This window comes from Microbacterium sp. LRZ72 (assembly GCF_033792225.1).
Taxonomy (GTDB): Bacteria; Actinomycetota; Actinomycetes; order Actinomycetales; family Microbacteriaceae; genus Microbacterium.
In genome coordinates, this window is sequence record NZ_JANGEX010000008.1 from 92,757 (window position 1) to 109,495 (window position 16,739).

A 16,739-nucleotide genomic window follows, 5' to 3' on the forward strand; every position below is an offset into this window, starting at 1 on the left:
GTCACGCCATGATCAGACCCGACCTCAGCCTGCCGATCCCCGAGCGGATCGAGGCGGCCCACTTCATCGGCGTCGGCGGCTCCGGCATGTCGGGGCTGGCGCGCATGTTCCTCGCGCGCGGCATCCGCGTCTCCGGCTCCGACCGCGCCGACAGCCCCGCGCTGCATGAGCTGGCGGCGCTCGGCGCACGCGTGCACGTCGGGCACGAGGCGGGGCACCTGGGCGACGCCGACACGGTGATCCACACGGGCGCGATCTGGCCCGAGAATCCCGAGTTCGTCACGGCGAAGCAGCGTGGGATGCCGGTGATCCACCGCTCCCAGGCCCTGCACTGGCTGATCGGGGGACGGCGGCTGGTTTCGGTGGCGGGCGCCCACGGCAAGACCACGTCGACGGGCATGCTCGTCACGGCGCTGCAGGCGCTGGGGCAGGACCCGAGCTTCGTGAACGGCGGAGTGATCGCCCAGCTGGGGGTCTCGAGCGGCCCCGGTGTCGACGACCTCTTCGTCGTCGAGGCTGACGAGTCGGACGGCACTTTTCTGCTCTACGACACCTCGGTGGCGCTCGTCACCAACGTCGATCCCGACCACCTCGATCACTACGGCACCGACGAGGCCGTCGACGACGCGTTCGTGCGCTTCGCCGACGCTGCGCGCGAGGCCGTCGTCATCGCGGCCGACGACCGCGGGGCGCTGCGCATCGCCGCGCGCCTCGCCCACCCGAACGTGGTGACCTTCGGTGCGGATGCCGCCGCCGACGTGCGTGTCAGCGACATCGTCGCCGAGGGTCCCGTCGCCTTCGCCGTGACCTACCAGGGCCGTACCGTGCGCGGGCGGCTTCGTGTGCCGGGGGCGCACAACGCGCTCAACGCGACCGGCGCGATCGCCGTGCTACTCACGCTCGGCTACGACCTCGAACCCGCGGTGCGCGCCCTCGAGGAGTTCGCCGGCACCGTGCGCCGCTTCGAGCTGCACGGCACGGAGCGGGGTGTGCGCGTCTATGACGACTACGCGCACCACCCGACGGAGGTGGCTGCGGCGCTCGCCGCCGCCCGCACCGTGATCGGCGAGGGCCGGATCATCGCGCTGCACCAGCCGCACACGTACTCGCGCACGGCGGCGATGCATCGCGAGTTCGCCGAGGTGCTCGAGCAGCATGCCGACCACACGGTGGTCCTCGACGTGTACGGCGCCCGCGAGGATCCGATCCCGGGCGTCACCGGCGAGCTCGTGAGCGCGGACTTCCGCGATCCGCAGCGCGTGCACTACGTCGCCGACTGGCAGCGGGCGGCCGAGCACGTCGCCGACGTCGCGCGTGAGGGCGACTTCGTGGTCACGCTCGGCTGCGGCGACGTCTATCGCATCATCCCGCAGGTGCTCGGCGCCCTCTCCCGCGAAGGCCTGTCCCGCGAAGGGCTGTCCGGTAAAGGCCTGCCCGGTGAAGGCCTGCCCGGTGACGCCCCGTTCCGTCCCGCCGCCGCAGGCGCCGCGGGGCAGTGATGCGTCGGCCCCCGCCGCTTCCCGCGTCGGCCCCGCCCCCGGAGCCCGAGCGCGGGTCGGAGCCGGGGCGGGAGGCTGAGCACGAACGGCGCCCCGATTCCGCGCTCGCGGATGCCGGCCCTCTCGATACAGCGGAGGGCGTGAGCGACGTCGCGGGGGAGCCGGCCGGCGACGAGACGACGGGGAGCCACCAGACCGATCGCCTCGATATCGCCGGCATCCCGTGGATGCACGACCGGCTCGCACACAGCGCGTCCGCCGCGGGCCCTCCGGCGGCATCCGTCCGCTCGTCCCCGCCCGAGGAGCCGCGTGCTGCGGAGGACGGACCGATGCGCGTGCGCGACGTGTGGCGCGCCGCCCGGGCCCGCCGGCGGGCGCTGCGCCGCGAGGTGCGGCGCTTCACGGGCCGAGCGCGGCGCCGCCGCATCGTCTGGTCGGTCACGGCGACCGCCGTCGTCGTGCTCGTGGTCGGCAGCGTCGGCGCGGCCTACAGCCCGCTGTTCGCCGTGGAGCGGGTGAGCGTGGTCGGGGCCTCGACGCTTCCCGCCGAGACGCTCGAGGAGGCGCTTGCAGGTCAGGTCGGCCGGCCGCTTCCGCTCGTCGACGCCAGCGAGGTCAAGGCCGCCCTCGTGGCGTTCCCGCTCGTGGAGTCGTACACGCTCGAGGCGCAGCCGCCGCACGAGCTCGTCGTGCGCATCGTCGAGCGCACGCCCATCGGCGTGCTCGAGACGGCGGCGGGATGGACGCTCGTGGATGCCGCCGGTGTCGTCCTCTCGACCACGCCCGACGTGCCCGAGGGGCGGCCCGTGCTGGAGGTCAGCGGAGGGCGCGGGGGCGACGCCTTCGAATCCGTGGGGCTCGTGATGCGGGCGCTTCCCGCCGACATCCGCGAGCGCGTCACGCGGGTGCGTGCGACGACCCGCGACGATGTGACACTCACGCTGGGCGGCACGGCCACGGACGTGGTGTGGGGCGCGGTCGACGAGACGCCCCTGAAGGCCCTCGTGCTCGAGACCGCGATGCAGGCGCGACCGCCCGAGGACGTGCGCGTCTACGACGTCTCGTCGCCCGACGCCATCATCATCAGCTGACCTCCAGCCCGCGCGCCCGCATCCGCCGCCCGTACGCGTCATCCCTTGTGGCGGCAGTTTTCGGCGCCGGCGGCAGAAATTCCTGGCGCCGCCGCCGAAGAGTGCAGCCGCACCGGGGAGAGGCTGGCGAAGTCGGTGCGAGCGGATGCCGCGACACGCCCGCGCGCCTGCGCCCGCCCGCCCGGCGGCCGCTTAGCGTGTGAACAACGAAATGCATACCGGGCATTTCTTTATACCTCTACTTGAGGTTGAAGGTTTAGCAGCAGGTACGGGGACACGGAGGCCGACATGAGCCAGAACCAGAACTACCTCGCGGTGATCAAGGTCGTCGGCGTCGGCGGTGGTGGCGTCAACGCCGTCAACCGCATGATCGAACTCGGCCTGCGCGGCGTGGAATTCATCGCGATCAACACGGATGCGCAGGCGCTGCTGATGAGCGACGCCGACGTCAAGCTCGACGTCGGTCGCGAGATCACCCGCGGGCTCGGCGCCGGCGCCGATCCCGAGGTCGGCCGCCGCGCCGCCGAGGATCACGCCGAAGAGATCGAAGAGGCGCTCCGCGGCGCCGACATGGTGTTCGTCACCGCCGGCGAGGGGGGTGGCACAGGCACCGGGGGTGCTCCGGTCGTGGCGAAGATCGCCAAGTCGATCGGTGCGCTCACCATCGGTGTCGTCACCAAGCCGTTCTCGTTCGAGGGCCGTCGTCGCCAGACGCAGGCCGAGACCGGCGTCGCCAGCCTGAAAGAAGAGGTCGACACCCTCATCGTGGTGCCGAACGACCGCCTGCTCGAGATCAGCGATCGCGGCATCTCGATGATCGAGGCCTTCGCGACGGCCGACCAGGTGCTCCTCGCCGGTGTGCAGGGCATCACCGACCTCATCACCACGCCCGGCCTGATCAACCTCGACTTCGCCGACGTGAAATCCGTGATGCAGGGGGCCGGGTCCGCACTCATGGGCATCGGCTCCGCGCGGGGTGCCGACCGGGCGATCAAGGCCGCCGAACTCGCGGTCGAATCGCCGCTGCTCGAGGCCTCGATCGAGGGCGCGCACGGCGTGCTGCTGTCGATCCAGGGCGGGTCGAACCTCGGCATCTTCGAGATCAACGACGCCGCGCAGCTGGTGCGCGAGGCTGCACACGCCGAGGCGAACATCATCTTCGGAACCGTCATCGACGACACGCTCGGCGACGAGGTGCGCGTGACGGTCATCGCGGCGGGATTCGACGGCGGCGAGCCGCTGCCGAAGGTCGAAGCAGTGACGGCCACCCGGCAGGCGCCGGCGCTTCCGGCGGTCGACCCCGAAGATGCGGCCGAGCGCGAGCCCAGGGTCGAGGCGCCGCGCGAGCGGGTGTCGGTCGGCTCGGTCAGCGCGCCGATCGTGCCCGAGAACCAGGGCCTGGAGTCGGCGTTCGGCGACGATGACCTCGACATCCCCGACTTCTTGAAGTAGCGGTGTCGCAGTCCTCGCCGCTCGCCGAGCGTCTGCGCGAGGTCGACCGACGCATCGCGGATGCCGCACGCGCGGCGGGCCGCGACCCGGGCGGCGTCACGCGGATCGTCGTGACCAAGTTCCATCCGGCGTCGCTCGTGCGTGAGCTGTCGCAACTCGGCGTGCGCGACGTCGGCGAGAACCGGCAGCAGGAGCTTGCAGCCAAGCACGCCGAGCTGGCCGACCTCGACGTGCGTTGGCACTTCGTGGGCCAGGCGCAGACGAAGAAGGCGCGCGCGATCCGCCGAGCGGCATCCGTCGTGCATTCGGTGGATCGCGCCCGCCTGGCGGACGCGCTCGACGCGGCGGAGGGGGATGCGGCCGAGGTCGCCCCGCTCGACGTGCTGCTGCAGATCAACCTGACGGATGACCCGGCGCGCGGCGGCGCCGAACCCGCCCAGATCGCATCGCTGGCCGAGCACGTGGCCGGATGCCGCACCCTGCGCCTGCGCGGCGTGATGGCGGTCGCGCCGCTCGACGAGCCCCCGGCATCCGCCTTCGAGCGTCTGGCCGGATACGCCGCCGAGGTGCGCCGCATCGTGCCCGAGGCGGAATGGATCTCGGCCGGAATGACGGGGGATTTCACCGAGGCGCTCGCCGCCGGCGCGACACACCTGCGGATCGGAACCGCAATCACCGGCAACCGCCCGACCCGGGCGTAGCCTCGAGAACAGACGAGCCAACACGGAGGATGCGATGGCGAACCCACTCAAGAAGACGATGGTGTATCTCGGCCTCGCGGACGAGGAGGAGATCATCGACGACACCCCGCAGCAGACCTCGCAGTCTCGCATGCAGGCCGTCGAGACCCCCAAGGGCGGCGCCACGGTGACCCCTCTCCGCCGTCCGACGGCGGTGAAGCAGCCCGCCACGGGAGGTCTCTCGGAGATCCTCACCGTGCACCCCAAGCAGTACCGCGACGCGCAGGTCATCGCCGAGAACTTCCGTGAGGGAGTGCCGGTGATCATCAACCTCTCGCAGATGAGCGACGCGGACGCCCGGCGTCTGGTCGATTTCGCGAGCGGTCTCTCGCTCGGCCTGCACGGCCGCATCGAGCGCGTCACGAGCAAGGTCTTCCTGCTCTCGCCCGAGCACGTGGCGGTCTCGGGTGACGGCGGCATCGCACACGCCGACCCCGAAGCGGCACCGGCGTTCGCGCAGGCGTAGAAGCGTTGCGCGTGCGCGAGGCAACCCCCGCGCACGCGTAGGCTGAAGGGGTGGAACTGCTGGGGCTCATCGCGTCGATCGTCAACGGCCTTCTTCTTCTGTACATCTTCGTGCTGTTCGGGAGGCTCATCCTCGAGTACATCCCGATCTTCAATCGCGAGTGGCGGCCGAAGGGTGCGGGACTCGTCGCCGCCGAGATCGTCTACACCGTGACCGATCCGCCGATCCGCTTCTTCCGGCGTCTGATCCCGCCGTTGCGTATCGGGCCGGTCGCGATCGATCTGGGTTTCGCCATCACGATGCTGCTGTGCTTCGTGCTGCTGAGCGTGACCCGCACGATCGCGCTGATGGCGTGAGCCGCCGACGCCCACCCCACGCGCAGGGCGGCGCCGCGCGGGGCCAAATGCGCCCGACAGGGCGCTCGACTATGCTGAGACAGGCTGCGCCCGCGGGGCGCCACGACACCGACCACGAGAAATGAAGAGGACGGATCCCATGGCCCTGACCCCCGATGACGTTGTCACCAAGCAGTTCCAGCACGTCCGATTCAAAGAGGGCTTCGACCCCGAAGAAGTGGACGACTTCCTCGACGAGATCGTCGTCGAATGGCGCAAGACCATCGCCGAGAACGAAGAGCTGAAGTCGAAGCTCGCCGCGTACGAGTCGGGTGAGACGCCCGCCGCGGCGGCCGCGCCCGAGCCCGAAGCGGAGAAGCCCGCCGAGAAGCCGGCGGAGCAGCCCGCCGCGCAGCCGGCGGCGTCCACCGACGCGACCGGGACGGCCACGAGCGCGGGCATCATCGAGCTGGCCCAGCGCCTGCACGACGAGCACGTGTCGGAAGGTGTCGCCCAGCGCGACAAGCTCGTCTCCGAAGCGCAGGCCACCGCTTCGCGCATCGTCGCCGAGGCCGAGGCCAAGCAGCGCGAAGCCACGGCCCGCATGGAGAAGGAGCGCCAGACGCTCGAGGGTCGCATCTCCGAGCTGCGTCAGTTCGAGCGCGACTACCGCTCGCAGCTGCGCACCTACATCGAGGGTCAGCTGCGTGACCTGGACTCGAGCGGCTCGAGCTCGGGTTCGACGCCCGTCTCGGCTGTCGGCCTCTAGGCCTTGAACGCCGCGCGCCCCGCTTCCGACCAGTCCCGCAGGGGGCCGTCGGCGGCGAGGCCGCAGCTTCGCCCGGCGGCGGCCGTCGCCATCATCACGATCCTCGCGGTGGTGGTGCTGGCCGCCGACCAGGCGAGCAAGCAGTGGGCCCTCGCCGCGCTCGAGCCCGGCGATCCGGTTCAGGTCGTGGGCGATGCGCTCGTCTTCGTGCTCGTGTTCAACCCGGGCGCCGCGTTCTCGCTCGGTGAGGGCGTCACGTGGATCTTCACGATCGCGCTGGCGGTCGTCGCCCTCGCGATCATCGTGCTGATGATCACTCGCGTCCGCTCGCGCCTCTGGGCCGTGGCGCTCGGTCTGCTGCTGGGCGGAGTGCTGGGGAACCTCACGGACCGACTGTTCCGGGATCCCGGCTTTCCGGTGGGTCACGTCGTCGACTTCATCTCGACGCCGTGGATGATGCCCGCCGTCTACAACGTCGCCGACATCTTCATCGTCGGCGACATGATCGCGATCGCGCTTCTCATCCTGGTCGGCATCCATCTGAACGGCACCCGCGACCGGCGCGAGAGCGGAGACGATGCCGAGGGCGGCAAGACAGGCCGTCTGGCCGCCGGCCGCGACGGTGCCAGGCAGAAGGACACACCCGCCGCTGACGGATCGACGAACGCGGCCTGATCGACGCATGCAGTCTCGTTCCCTCTTCGTTCCCGACGGCCTCGACGGCCAGCGGGTGGATGCCGCCCTCGCCAAGCTGCTCGGGTTCTCGCGCACCTTCGCGGCCGAGGTCGTGACCGCCGGCGGCGCGAGCCTCGACGGGAGGCCGCTGGCCAAGTCGGACAGGGTGGTCGCCGGCGCCTGGCTCGAGGTGGAGTGGGAGCCCAAGCACGAGCCCACGATCGTCCCGACCGCGGTGCCCGATCTGTCGATCGCGTACGACGACGACGACGTCGTGGTGGTCGACAAGCCCGCGGGCGTTGCGGCGCACCCGTCCCTGGGCTGGGAGGGGCCCACGGTGCTGGGCGCTCTCGCCTCGGCCGGCTACCGCATCGCGACCAGCGGGGCCGCCGAGCGTCAGGGGGTCGTGCACCGTCTGGACGTCGGCACGAGCGGATTGATGGCGGTGGCGAAGACCGAGCGGGCGTACACGGCACTCAAGCGGGCGTTCAAGGAGCGCGAGGTCGACAAGGTGTACCACGCGGTGGTGCAGGGACACCCGGACCCCCTCGCGGGGACGATCGAGGGGCCCATCGGCCGGCATCCGTCGCATTCGTGGAAGTTCGCCGTCACCCCGGACGGCAAGGACTCGGTCACGCACTATCAGACGCTCGAGGCCTTCCCGGGCGCATCGCTGCTCGAGATCCAGCTCGAGACGGGCCGTACGCATCAGATCCGCGTGCACATGGCCGCGCACCGGCATCCGTGCGTCGGCGACCCGCTCTACGGCGGTGATCCGCGCCTGGCCGCCCGGCTGGGTCTCACCCGGCAGTGGCTCCACGCCCGCCAGCTCGGTTTCGCGCACCCGATCACGTCCGAGCCGGTGCGGGTGCTCTCGCCCTACCCGACCGACCTGGCTCACGCACTCGCGACGCTCCGCATCGACTGACCCGTGCGCGGATGCGGTCAGGCTTCGAAGAACGCCTCCGCCGGGCCCGCCACCGCGAGCTCTATCGCGCGCCGCTTGCCGGCCGAGGCCGCCGCGAGCGCCTGCTCGAGCGGCAGCCACCGCAGCTCGGTCAGCTCGCCGTCCGCGGGCCAGGGCGCGCCCGACACCCACGTGCATCGGAAGGCGATGTCGAGGTAGTCGACCTGGTCGCCGTTGACGTGTGTGATGCGGGGCACCTGGTGCACCGAGACGAGGCGCTCGACGCGGATCTCGACGCCGGCTTCCTCGAGGGCCTCACGGCGCGCGGTCGCGGCGGGCTCCTCGCCCGGGTCGACGATCCCCGAGATGGGCGCCCACGCGCCGGTGTCGCTGCGCCGCCCCATCAGCACCTGATCGCTGTCGAGGATGACCGCGGTGACTCCCACGATCGGAAGGGGGGCGTGCCCGACGTGTCTGCGCAGTTCGAGCACGAATTCGGGAGTCGGCATCCGCCCACGATAGCGGCGCCGGCGCCCCTCTCGAACGCCGCGGACCCGGGACGTCGAGCTCGCCATGTCGACGCGCCGACGTAGGGTGGACGGGTGGCAGCAGACTCCTTCGTTCACCTGCACGCGCACAGCGAATACTCGATGCTCGACGGTGCCGCGCGCATCGGCTCGCTCGTCGACGAGGCGGTGAACCAGCGGATGCCGGCGGTCGCCGTGACCGACCACGGCAACACGTTCGCGGCGTTCGAGTTCTACAAGGCCGCGAAGTCCGCCGGTGTCAACCCGATCGTGGGCCTCGAGGCCTACGTCACCCCCGGCACCCACCGCAGCGACCGCTCCCGTGTGCGGTGGGGCAGCCCCGACCAGTCCGACGACGACGTCTCGGGGTCGGGCGCCTACACCCACATGACCCTGCTGTCGGAGACGACTCAGGGCATGCACAACCTCTTCCGCCTCGCGTCTCGCTCGAGCCTGGAGGGCTACTACTTCAAGCCGCGGATGGACCGCGAGCTGCTGCAGACGTACAGCGCCGGCCTCATCGCGACGACGGGCTGCCCGTCGGGTGAAGTGCAGACGCGCCTGCGCCTGGGGCAGTACGACGCGGCCAAGGCGGCCGCGGCCGAGTTCCGCGACATCTTCGGCAAAGACAACTACTTCGTCGAGATCATGGATCACGGCCTGTCGATCGAACGCCGCGTCATCGGCGACCTGCTGCGCATCTCGCAGGAGCTCGACATCCCGCTCGTGGGCACGAACGACCTGCACTACACGCATCAGCACGACGCGAAGAGCCATTCGGCGCTGCTCTGCGTGCAGTCCGGGACGACCCTCGACGATCCCAAGCGGTTCCAGTTCAACGGCGACGGCTACTACCTGAAGTCGGCCGCCGAGATGCGCCACCTCTTCCGCGATCACCCGGAGGCGTGCGACAACACCCTGCTGATCGCGGAGCGCTGCCACGTCGAGTTCGACACGAGTGCCAACTACATGCCGCGCTTCCCCGTCCCCGACGGGGAGAACGAGGAGTCCTGGTTCGTCAAAGAGATCGAGCGGGGTCTGCAGGTCCGCTATGCGGGCAGTGTGCCCGACGACGTGCGACGGCAGGCCGAGTACGAGACCGGCGTCATCGTGCAGATGGGCTTTCCGGGGTACTTCCTCGTCGTCGCCGACTTCATCAACTGGGCGAAGAAGAACGGCATCCGCGTGGGTCCGGGGCGCGGCTCGGGCGCCGGCTCGATGGTCGCCTACGCGATGGGGATCACCGACCTCGATCCGCTCAAGCACGGCCTGATCTTCGAGCGCTTCCTCAATCCCGATCGGGTGTCGATGCCCGACTTCGACGTCGACTTCGACGATCGACGTCGCGGCGAGGTCATCCAGTACGTCACCGAGAAGTACGGCGACGAGCGCGTCGCGCAGATCGTGACGTACGGCACGATCAAGGCCAAGCAGGCGCTGAAGGACGCCAGCCGGGTGCTCGGGTTCCCCTTCGGCATGGGCGAGAAGCTGACCAAGGCGATGCCGCCGGCGGTGATGGGCAAGGACATGCCCCTGACGGGGATGTTCGATTCGCAGCATCCGCGGTACAAGGAGGCATCCGAGTTCCGCACCCTGATCGAGACCGATCCCGAGTCCAAGACCGTGTTCGACACCGCGGTCGGTCTCGAGAACCTCAAGCGCCAGTGGGGCGTGCACGCGGCCGGCGTGATCATGTCGAGCGACCCGCTCATCGACATCATCCCGCTCATGCGCCGCGAGCAGGACGGCCAGATCGTCACGCAGTTCGACTACCCGTCCTGCGAAGAGCTCGGTCTGATCAAGATGGACTTCCTGGGGCTGCGCAACCTCACCATCATCAACGACGCGCTCGACAACATCGAGACCAACCGCGGCAGCCCGCTGATCCTCGAGGACCTCACCCTCGACGACGCGCCCTCGTACGAGCTGCTCGCCCGCGGCGACACGCTCGGCGTCTTCCAGCTCGACGGCGGGCCCATGCGCTCGCTGCTGCGGCTGATGAAGCCCGACAACTTCGAAGACATCTCGGCCGTCCTGGCCCTGTACCGGCCGGGACCGATGGGCGTGAACTCGCACATCAACTATGCGATGCGCAAGAACGGCCAGCAGGAGATCGAGCCGATCCATCCCGAGCTCGCCGAGCCGCTCGCCGACATCCTCGACACCACCTACGGCCTGATCGTCTACCAGGAGCAGGTGATGGCGGTCGCTCAGCGCGTGGCCGGCTACACGCTCGGGCAGGCCGATCTGCTGCGCCGCGCGATGGGAAAGAAGAAGAAGTCCGAGCTCGACAAGCAGCAGGAGATCTTCTTCGGCGGTATGACCGAGCGGGGATACTCGGATGCCGCGCAGCAGACGCTCTGGAAGGTGCTGGAGTCCTTCGCGGACTACGCGTTCAACAAGGCGCACACCGCCGCCTACGGGCTCGTGTCGTACTGGACGGCGTATCTCAAGGCGCACTATCCCGCCGAGTACATGGCGGCGCTGCTGACGAGCGTCGGCGACTCCAAGGACAAGCTCGCGATCTACCTCAACGAGTGCCGACGCATGGGCATCAAGGTGCTGCCGCCGGACGTCAGCGAGTCGATCCGGTACTTCGCGGCCATCGGCGAAGACATCCGCTTCGGGCTGGGGGCGGTGCGCAACGTCGGCGCCAACGTGGTCGCCGCGATCGTGGCCTCCCGCGAGGACGGCCCGTTCACCTCGTTCCACGATTTCCTCCAGCGCGTGCCGCTGCCGGTGGCGAACAAGCGCACGATCGAATCGCTGATCAAGGCCGGCGCGTTCGACACGATGGGCGACACCCGGCGTGCCCTGCTCGAGATCCACGAGGACGCGACCGAGCAGGTGGTGCTCGACAAGCGGCGCGAGGCCAACGGCGAGGTCGGCTTCGACTTCGACAGCCTGTGGGACGAGCCGCAGGCCAACATGAAGGTGCCCGACCGGCCCGAGTGGACGAAGAAGGACAAGCTCGCGTTCGAGCGCGAGATGCTCGGTCTGTACGTCTCGGACCACCCGCTCGCCGGGCTCGAGGTGGCGCTGGCCAAGCACGCTTCGCTCTCGATCAACTCGCTGCTGACGGCCGAGGATCTCGCCGACGGCGACCAGGTGACCGTCGCCGGTCTGGTCACGAGCGTGCAGCACCGGGTGGCGAAGACCAGCGGAAACCCCTACGGCATGATCACGGTCGAGGACTTCGACGGCGAGGTGACCGTGATGTTCATGGGCAAGACCTACCAGGAGTACCAGTCCATGCTCGTCGCCGACTCGATCCTCGTCGTGCGCGGGCGCATCTCGCGCCGCGACGACGGCCTCAACCTGCATGCCGTCTCGGCCATGGTGCCGGCCGTCGACGCGGTCGACACCTCGAGCACGCTCGACCTCGTGATCCCCGAACAGCGCGCGACGCAGGCCGTCATCACGCACCTCGGCGACATGCTCACCCGCCATCGCGGCACCGGGGAGGTGCGCATCAAGCTGACGAAGGGGCAGGTCGCGAAGGTGTTCGAGGTGCCCCATCGGGTCAGCGTGAGCGCCGACCTCTACGGCGAGCTCAAGTCGCTGCTCGGCCCGAACTGCCTGGGCAACTGACACCTGCATCCCGCGGCGCCGGCGCGGCGCCGGACGTCGTCACACGAGGGCCTCGGCGGTAAGCTGGGGCACGGCGCCTCCGCGCCCGAGGAAGGGGACGACAGTGACCGAGAACGACGTCGACGCATCCGACACCGCACCCGGGACGACGCACGAGTCCGCGGCGAACGAGCCTGCCGCCACCGGCGCCGCCCCGCAGTACGGCGTGGGTCCCTTCACCATCCGCGAGGTCGCGATCCTGGGCGCCTGGGTGATCGCGTTCGTGGTGTCGTTCTTCTCCGTCTGGGACCGCGGCTTCCAGTCCGTGTGGACGTCGGGCATCGACTGGATCCTCACGATCGGCGTGCCGACGGTCGCGGTGTTCCTCATCGTGCTGCGCCGGTTCTCGCCCGACGGCATCCGTCGGGTGGGTTCGCTCGGCGTCGACCAGTTCGCCTCGGTCGCCTTCTCGGTCTCGGCCGTGATCTGGCTCGAGTACATCTGGAGCACTGTCGCGACCGTCGCCCCGGGCGGACCCTGGCTGACGACATGGGTCGTGTGGGTCGAATTCTTCGCCATGCTCGCCCTGGTCTTCTTCTCGGTCTTCGCGCCGTTCATCGCGCCCTTCGACGAGGACTTCCGCGCACGCCCCGAGGCGCCCGCGCACCGCAACGCCCGCGCAGTGCGGCCGGTCGTCGCCCGCCCGCGGCCGGAGCCCGCTCCGGTCGAGGATCGGGATGACTCTGCGCCCGCAGCCGATGACGACGAGACGGGCGTGGTCGACCCGATCGATCCGTATGCTCCCGCCCCGGCCGCAGCGACGGACGAGCAGACGTGGGCGCCGGCGTACGCGCGGTCGGGCTACGCACCCGCCGAGGGTCCCGTCGACGCCGACCCGGCGGCATCCGCCCCCGCACCCGAACCCGAGACGGTCTCGCACCAGCCGTTCTGGGCGCTCGTGCCCGTCGAGCGCGACGTCGTGGACGAACAGACCGGCCAGCCGCTGTTCCGCATCGGGCCGACGGCCTGGGCGCTCGTCGTCGCAGACCGCGGCTCGAGCTTCGTGGTGCGCCACGACGACGGCCGCGTGGGCGTGCTCTACGACGTGTCCGGCGTGACGCGCGGCTGAGCGGAGAGCCCGAGACCCATGCGCACGATCGACCTGCGCGGCACCACCGCGCGCGATGCCGCCGCCCTGGTGCCCCGCGCCGCGCAGGCGCGGCAGAACGCGCTCGAGGTGGCGGGCGAACTCGTCGCCGACGTGCGCGATCGCGGCGAGCCGGCACTGCGGGCGCAGGCCGAGCGGTTCGACGGCGTGTCGGGGCACGACATCCGCGTGCCGCGGCACGAGATCGACCAGGCCGTCGAGCGCCTCGACCCGGCCGTGCGCGCGGCGCTCGAGAGCGCCATCACCCGCGTGCGACGGGCCTCGGCGGCGCAGGTGCCGCCGCCCGCCGTCACCGAGCTGGCCGACGGCGCCCGGGTGACGCAGCGCTGGCAGCCCGTGCGGCGCGTCGGGGTCTACGTCCCGGGTGGCAAGGCGGTCTACCCCTCCAGCGTCGTCATGAACGTCGTGCCCGCGCAGGTCGCGGGTGTCGCCTCCGTGGCCCTGGCGTCTCCCGCGCAACGGCCCGACGGGCGCGTGCACCCGACGATCCTCGCGGCAGCGGGCCTGCTCGGCGTCGACGAGGTCTACGCCATCGGGGGAGCGGGCGCGATCGGCGCCCTCGCCCACGGCGTGCCCGGGCTGCAGCTCGAGCCGGTCGATGTCGTCACGGGGCCCGGCAACAACTTCGTCGCCGCCGCCAAGCGGCACGTCGCGGGATCCGTCGGCACCGACTCCGAGGCCGGCGCGACCGAGATCCTGATCATCGCCGACGCCTCGGCCGACCCGAGGCTCGTCGCCGCGGACCTCGTCAGCCAGGCCGAGCACGACGAGCAGGCCGGTGCGGTGCTCGTCACCGACGCCCCCGCCCTGGCCGAGGCGGTGGCGCGCGAGCTCGAGAAGCGTGTGCCGGGTACGCGTCATGCCGAGCGGGTGGCGGTCGCGCTCGACGGCATCCAATCCGCCCTCGTGCTCGTCGACGACCTCGAAGCCGCGGCCGCCTTCAGCAACGCCTATGCGCCGGAGCACCTCGAAGTGCTGACCGCCGATCCCGAAGCCCTGCTGCCCGTTCTCACGGATGCCGGTGCGATCTTTCTCGGCGCGCACTCGCCGGTCAGTCTCGGCGACTACCTGGCGGGCAGCAACCATGTGCTGCCGACCGGGGGACAGGCGCGATATGCGTCCGGCCTCGGCGCCCACACCTTCCTCCGCCCGCAGCAGATCGTGACCTACGACCGCGGCGCCCTCGCCGACGTCACCGACGCGATCGTCGCCCTCGCGCAGGCCGAGGCGCTCCCGGCGCACGGCGAAGCCGTGACCGCGCGCTTCGCGGGCGACGGCGATCGTGTCGCTGCTGCGGCATCCGACGATTGAGAGCACCACCGCCCGATGCACTGCCCGTTCTGCCGCCACCCCGACTCCCGCGTCATCGACTCGCGCACGAGCGATGACGGTCTCTCCATCCGCCGGCGTCGGCAGTGCCCCGAATGCGGGGGCCGGTTCTCGACGAGCGAGACGGCGAGCCTCAACGTCATCAAGCGCTCGGGTGTGATCGAGTCGTTCAGCCGGGAGAAGGTCATCTCGGGGGTGCGCAAGGCCTGCCAGGGCCGCCCCGTCACCGAGGCCGACCTGGCGATGCTGGCGCAGACCGTCGAAGAGGTCGTCCGCCAGACCGGGGCGTCCCAGGTCGAGGCGAACGAGATCGGGCTTGCGATCCTGCCTCCGCTCCGCTCTCTCGACGAGGTCGCCTACCTGCGCTTCGCCAGCGTCTACCAGGCCTTCGAATCGCTCGAGGACTTCGAGCGCACGATCGGCGAGCTGCGGGCCGACCATGTCCGCGAGCCCGATGCGCCGGACGCGCAGACCGGTCAGGCCTCGCCCGCATCCGCCTCGGGCGCGACCCGCTAGCCTGGGGCCGACATGTACCGCGCGCTGTTCTCCCTGCTGCTGACGCGTCTTGACCCCGAGCGCGCGCACCACCTGGCCATGGCCGTCATCCGCGCATGCGGCGTGCGGCCGCTGGCGCCGCTGCTGCGGGCCGCCACCCGGCCCGACGCCTCGCTCGCGGTCGAGGCCCTCGGGATGCGCTTCGCCTCGCCCTTCGGAGTGGCCGCGGGCTTCGACAAGGATGCCGTCGGCGCCGCGGGACTCGGCGCCCTCGGGTTCGGTCACGTCGAGGTCGGCACGGTGACGGCGGTGCCGCAGCCGGGCAATCCCCGCCCGCGGCTGTTCCGCCTCGTCGCCGACCGGGCCGTGGTCAACCGCATGGGGTTCAACAACCGCGGGGCCGAGGCGGCCGCGCACCGACTCGCCCGCCTGCGCCGGCGCCGCGGGCGACCGGTGCTCGGGGCGAACATCGGCAAAAGCCGGGTGACGGATGTCGCCGATGCGACCGCCGACTACGTGCACAGCGCGGCGCTGCTGGCCCCCGTGGCCGACTATCTCGCGGTCAACGTCTCATCGCCCAACACGCCGGGTCTGCGCACGCTGCAGGCCGTGGAGACCCTCGCGCCGCTGCTGAGCGCTGTCAAGGACGCGGCCGGCACCACGCCGCTCCTGGTCAAGATCGCGCCGGATCTCGACGACGACGAGATCGCGGGCATCGCCACGCTCGCCGTGCGCGTCGGGCTCGCGGGCCTGATCGCGACCAACACGACGATCTCGCGCGAGGGACTCGTCTCGAGCCCACAGGCGGTCGCCGCCGCGGGGGAGGGCGGTCTGTCCGGGGCGCCGCTGCGAGAGCGGTCGCTCGAGGTCCTCCGGCGCGTGCGCGCCGTGGTGCCGGACGAGTTCTGCGTCATCTCCGTCGGCGGGGTCGACACCGCCGATGACGTGCGCGAGCGGCTGCGGGCGGGGGCGACGCTCGTGCAGGGATACACGGCGTTCCTGTATCGCGGGCCCCTCTGGGCCCGTCAGGTCAATCGCGGACTCCGCCGCACCGCGGCATCCGTCGACGGCTGAGAAACGTCCGCGCGCGCCGAGCGCCCGCGCCGACGGGCGTCAGGACAGCTTGGTTCCGCGCCGCACCTGGGGCTTCGGCAGTCGCAGGAAGCGCATCTGCAGCGACCGCATGGCGGCGTACCAGCCGGTGCCGCGTTCGAGCTTGGTCTCGCCGAATCGGCGCCGGACGGCCCGCTTCGTGCGCCACGACGTGACGAACATCTCGATCACGACGAGCAGGATGAATCCCCAGAGCACGACGAACGAGTAGAACTGGATCGCCGGGACGGAGATGAACGACAGCAGGATCACGACGACCATGGCCGGCATGATGAACTCGGCCACGAACCAGCCCGAGTCGATGAAGTCGCGCACGAACCGGCGCTGCGGGCCCTTGTCGCGTGCGGGCAGGTACTTCTCGTCGCCGGCGGCCATGCCGGCGCGCGCCTGATCGCGCTTGACCTGCATCTGTGCGCGCGCGGCCTTCTTGGCTTCCTTGGTGTCGGGCACCAGCGGACGCCGGCGTCCGGCGACGCTCTCGGCGCGGGACGGTGTCGGGCGGTTCTTCCCGGGTCCGGCCGGGTTCGCCTGCTCGTCGCTGGGCGCGGGGTTCTTGGCCACGGTGAATCCTTCGCCGCTCGGGGTGGGGGTCCCTTCTAAGAT

General features: G+C 70.8%; 16 protein-coding genes. 14 read left to right on the forward strand and 2 right to left on the reverse strand.

The genetic code is table 11. The features are described 5' to 3' along the window. The first annotated feature begins 8 nt into the window (after positions 1 to 8). The 9 genes from murC (at position 9) to M4I32_RS10275 (ending at position 7,955) form a co-directional block, all read left to right on the forward strand. Positions 9 to 1,499, forward strand: a complete 1,491-nt coding sequence (gene murC, locus M4I32_RS10235) for a UDP-N-acetylmuramate--L-alanine ligase (RefSeq protein WP_319034395.1) — start codon at positions 9 to 11, stop codon at positions 1,497 to 1,499. 140 nt (positions 1,500 to 1,639) lie between these two features. Further along, positions 1,640 to 2,590, forward strand: a complete 951-nt coding sequence (locus M4I32_RS10240) for an FtsQ-type POTRA domain-containing protein (RefSeq protein WP_319034396.1) — start codon at positions 1,640 to 1,642, stop codon at positions 2,588 to 2,590. A 288-nt stretch (positions 2,591 to 2,878) separates the two neighbouring features. Further along, the gene (gene ftsZ / locus M4I32_RS10245; protein WP_319034397.1) at positions 2,879 to 4,042 is read left to right on the forward strand and encodes a cell division protein FtsZ; all 1,164 of its coding nucleotides are present in this window, start codon (positions 2,879 to 2,881) and stop codon (positions 4,040 to 4,042) included. 2 nt (positions 4,043 to 4,044) lie between these two features. Further along, positions 4,045 to 4,743, forward strand: a complete 699-nt coding sequence (locus M4I32_RS10250; RefSeq protein WP_319034398.1) for a YggS family pyridoxal phosphate-dependent enzyme — start codon at positions 4,045 to 4,047, stop codon at positions 4,741 to 4,743. Between the two features lie 34 nt (positions 4,744 to 4,777). Beyond that, the gene (locus M4I32_RS10255) at positions 4,778 to 5,248 is read left to right on the forward strand and encodes a cell division protein SepF (RefSeq protein ID WP_319034399.1); all 471 of its coding nucleotides are present in this window, start codon (positions 4,778 to 4,780) and stop codon (positions 5,246 to 5,248) included. Positions 5,249 to 5,298: 50 nt separating this feature from the next. Next, on the forward strand, positions 5,299 to 5,604 hold the full coding sequence (locus M4I32_RS10260) for a YggT family protein (protein WP_319034400.1): 306 nt from the start codon (positions 5,299 to 5,301) through the stop codon (positions 5,602 to 5,604). A gap of 139 nt (positions 5,605 to 5,743) precedes the next feature. Beyond that, positions 5,744 to 6,352: a DivIVA domain-containing protein gene (locus M4I32_RS10265; RefSeq protein WP_319034401.1), complete on the forward strand. Its 609-nt coding sequence runs from the start codon at positions 5,744 to 5,746 to the stop codon at positions 6,350 to 6,352. A 3-nt stretch (positions 6,353 to 6,355) separates the two neighbouring features. Further along, positions 6,356 to 7,027 (forward strand): signal peptidase II, encoded by a 672-nt coding sequence (gene lspA, locus M4I32_RS10270; RefSeq protein ID WP_413466810.1) that lies wholly within the window; start codon positions 6,356 to 6,358, stop codon positions 7,025 to 7,027. A 7-nt stretch (positions 7,028 to 7,034) separates the two neighbouring features. After that, positions 7,035 to 7,955: an RluA family pseudouridine synthase gene (locus tag M4I32_RS10275; RefSeq protein ID WP_319034402.1), complete on the forward strand. Its 921-nt coding sequence runs from the start codon at positions 7,035 to 7,037 to the stop codon at positions 7,953 to 7,955. A gap of 17 nt (positions 7,956 to 7,972) precedes the next feature. On the opposite strand, the gene M4I32_RS10280 is transcribed toward M4I32_RS10275, so the two are convergent. Continuing rightward, positions 7,973 to 8,443: an NUDIX hydrolase gene (locus tag M4I32_RS10280; protein ID WP_319034403.1), complete on the reverse strand. Its 471-nt coding sequence runs from the start codon at positions 8,441 to 8,443 to the stop codon at positions 7,973 to 7,975. A 141-nt stretch (positions 8,444 to 8,584) separates the two neighbouring features. Here M4I32_RS10280 and dnaE point away from each other — a divergent pair, with 141 nt between their 5' ends. The 5 genes from dnaE to M4I32_RS10305 all read left to right on the forward strand — a co-directional run bounded on the left by dnaE (position 8,585) and on the right by M4I32_RS10305 (position 16,097). After that, positions 8,585 to 12,052 carry a DNA polymerase III subunit alpha gene (gene dnaE / locus M4I32_RS10285; RefSeq protein WP_413466812.1) on the forward strand — a complete coding sequence of 1,156 codons (3,468 nt, stop codon included), beginning with the start codon at positions 8,585 to 8,587 and terminating at the stop codon, positions 12,050 to 12,052. A 103-nt stretch (positions 12,053 to 12,155) separates the two neighbouring features. Beyond that, on the forward strand, positions 12,156 to 13,160 hold the full coding sequence (locus tag M4I32_RS10290) for a hypothetical protein (RefSeq protein ID WP_319034405.1): 1,005 nt from the start codon (positions 12,156 to 12,158) through the stop codon (positions 13,158 to 13,160). 18 nt (positions 13,161 to 13,178) lie between these two features. Further along, a complete protein-coding gene (hisD, locus tag M4I32_RS10295; protein WP_319034406.1) occupies positions 13,179 to 14,510 on the forward strand; it encodes a histidinol dehydrogenase in 1,332 nt (443 codons plus the stop codon). A 15-nt stretch (positions 14,511 to 14,525) separates the two neighbouring features. Continuing rightward, positions 14,526 to 15,044, forward strand: a complete 519-nt coding sequence (nrdR, locus tag M4I32_RS10300; protein ID WP_319034407.1) for a transcriptional regulator NrdR — start codon at positions 14,526 to 14,528, stop codon at positions 15,042 to 15,044. A 12-nt stretch (positions 15,045 to 15,056) separates the two neighbouring features. Continuing rightward, entirely contained in the window at positions 15,057 to 16,097 is a 1,041-nt protein-coding gene (locus M4I32_RS10305; RefSeq protein ID WP_319034408.1) for a quinone-dependent dihydroorotate dehydrogenase, read from the forward strand. Between the two features lie 39 nt (positions 16,098 to 16,136). Here M4I32_RS10305 and M4I32_RS10310 read toward each other — a convergent pair whose 3' ends face one another. Further along, a complete protein-coding gene (locus M4I32_RS10310; RefSeq protein WP_319034409.1) occupies positions 16,137 to 16,697 on the reverse strand; it encodes a DUF3043 domain-containing protein in 561 nt (186 codons plus the stop codon). Positions 16,698 to 16,739: the final 42 nt, after the last annotated feature.

Bases quoted from the DNA above. Each gene is read 5' to 3' on its own strand.
- M4I32_RS10255 (WP_319034399.1), top strand. From the start codon at position 4,778: ATGGCGAACCCACTCAAGAAGACGATGGTGTATCTCGGCCTCGCGGAC.
- murC (WP_319034395.1), top strand. From the start codon at position 9: ATGATCAGACCCGACCTCAGCCTGCCGATCCCCGAGCGGATCGAGGCG.
- M4I32_RS10305 (WP_319034408.1), top strand. From the start codon at position 15,057: ATGTACCGCGCGCTGTTCTCCCTGCTGCTGACGCGTCTTGACCCCGAG.
- dnaE (WP_413466812.1), top strand. From the start codon at position 8,585: ATGCTCGACGGTGCCGCGCGCATCGGCTCGCTCGTCGACGAGGCGGTG.
- nrdR (WP_319034407.1), top strand. From the start codon at position 14,526: ATGCACTGCCCGTTCTGCCGCCACCCCGACTCCCGCGTCATCGACTCG.
- ftsZ (WP_319034397.1), top strand. From the start codon at position 2,879: ATGAGCCAGAACCAGAACTACCTCGCGGTGATCAAGGTCGTCGGCGTC.
- hisD (WP_319034406.1), top strand. From the start codon at position 13,179: ATGCGCACGATCGACCTGCGCGGCACCACCGCGCGCGATGCCGCCGCC.
- M4I32_RS10265 (WP_319034401.1), top strand. From the start codon at position 5,744: ATGGCCCTGACCCCCGATGACGTTGTCACCAAGCAGTTCCAGCACGTC.
- M4I32_RS10275 (WP_319034402.1), top strand. From the start codon at position 7,035: ATGCAGTCTCGTTCCCTCTTCGTTCCCGACGGCCTCGACGGCCAGCGG.
- M4I32_RS10280 (WP_319034403.1), bottom strand. From the start codon at position 8,443: ATGCCGACTCCCGAATTCGTGCTCGAACTGCGCAGACACGTCGGGCAC.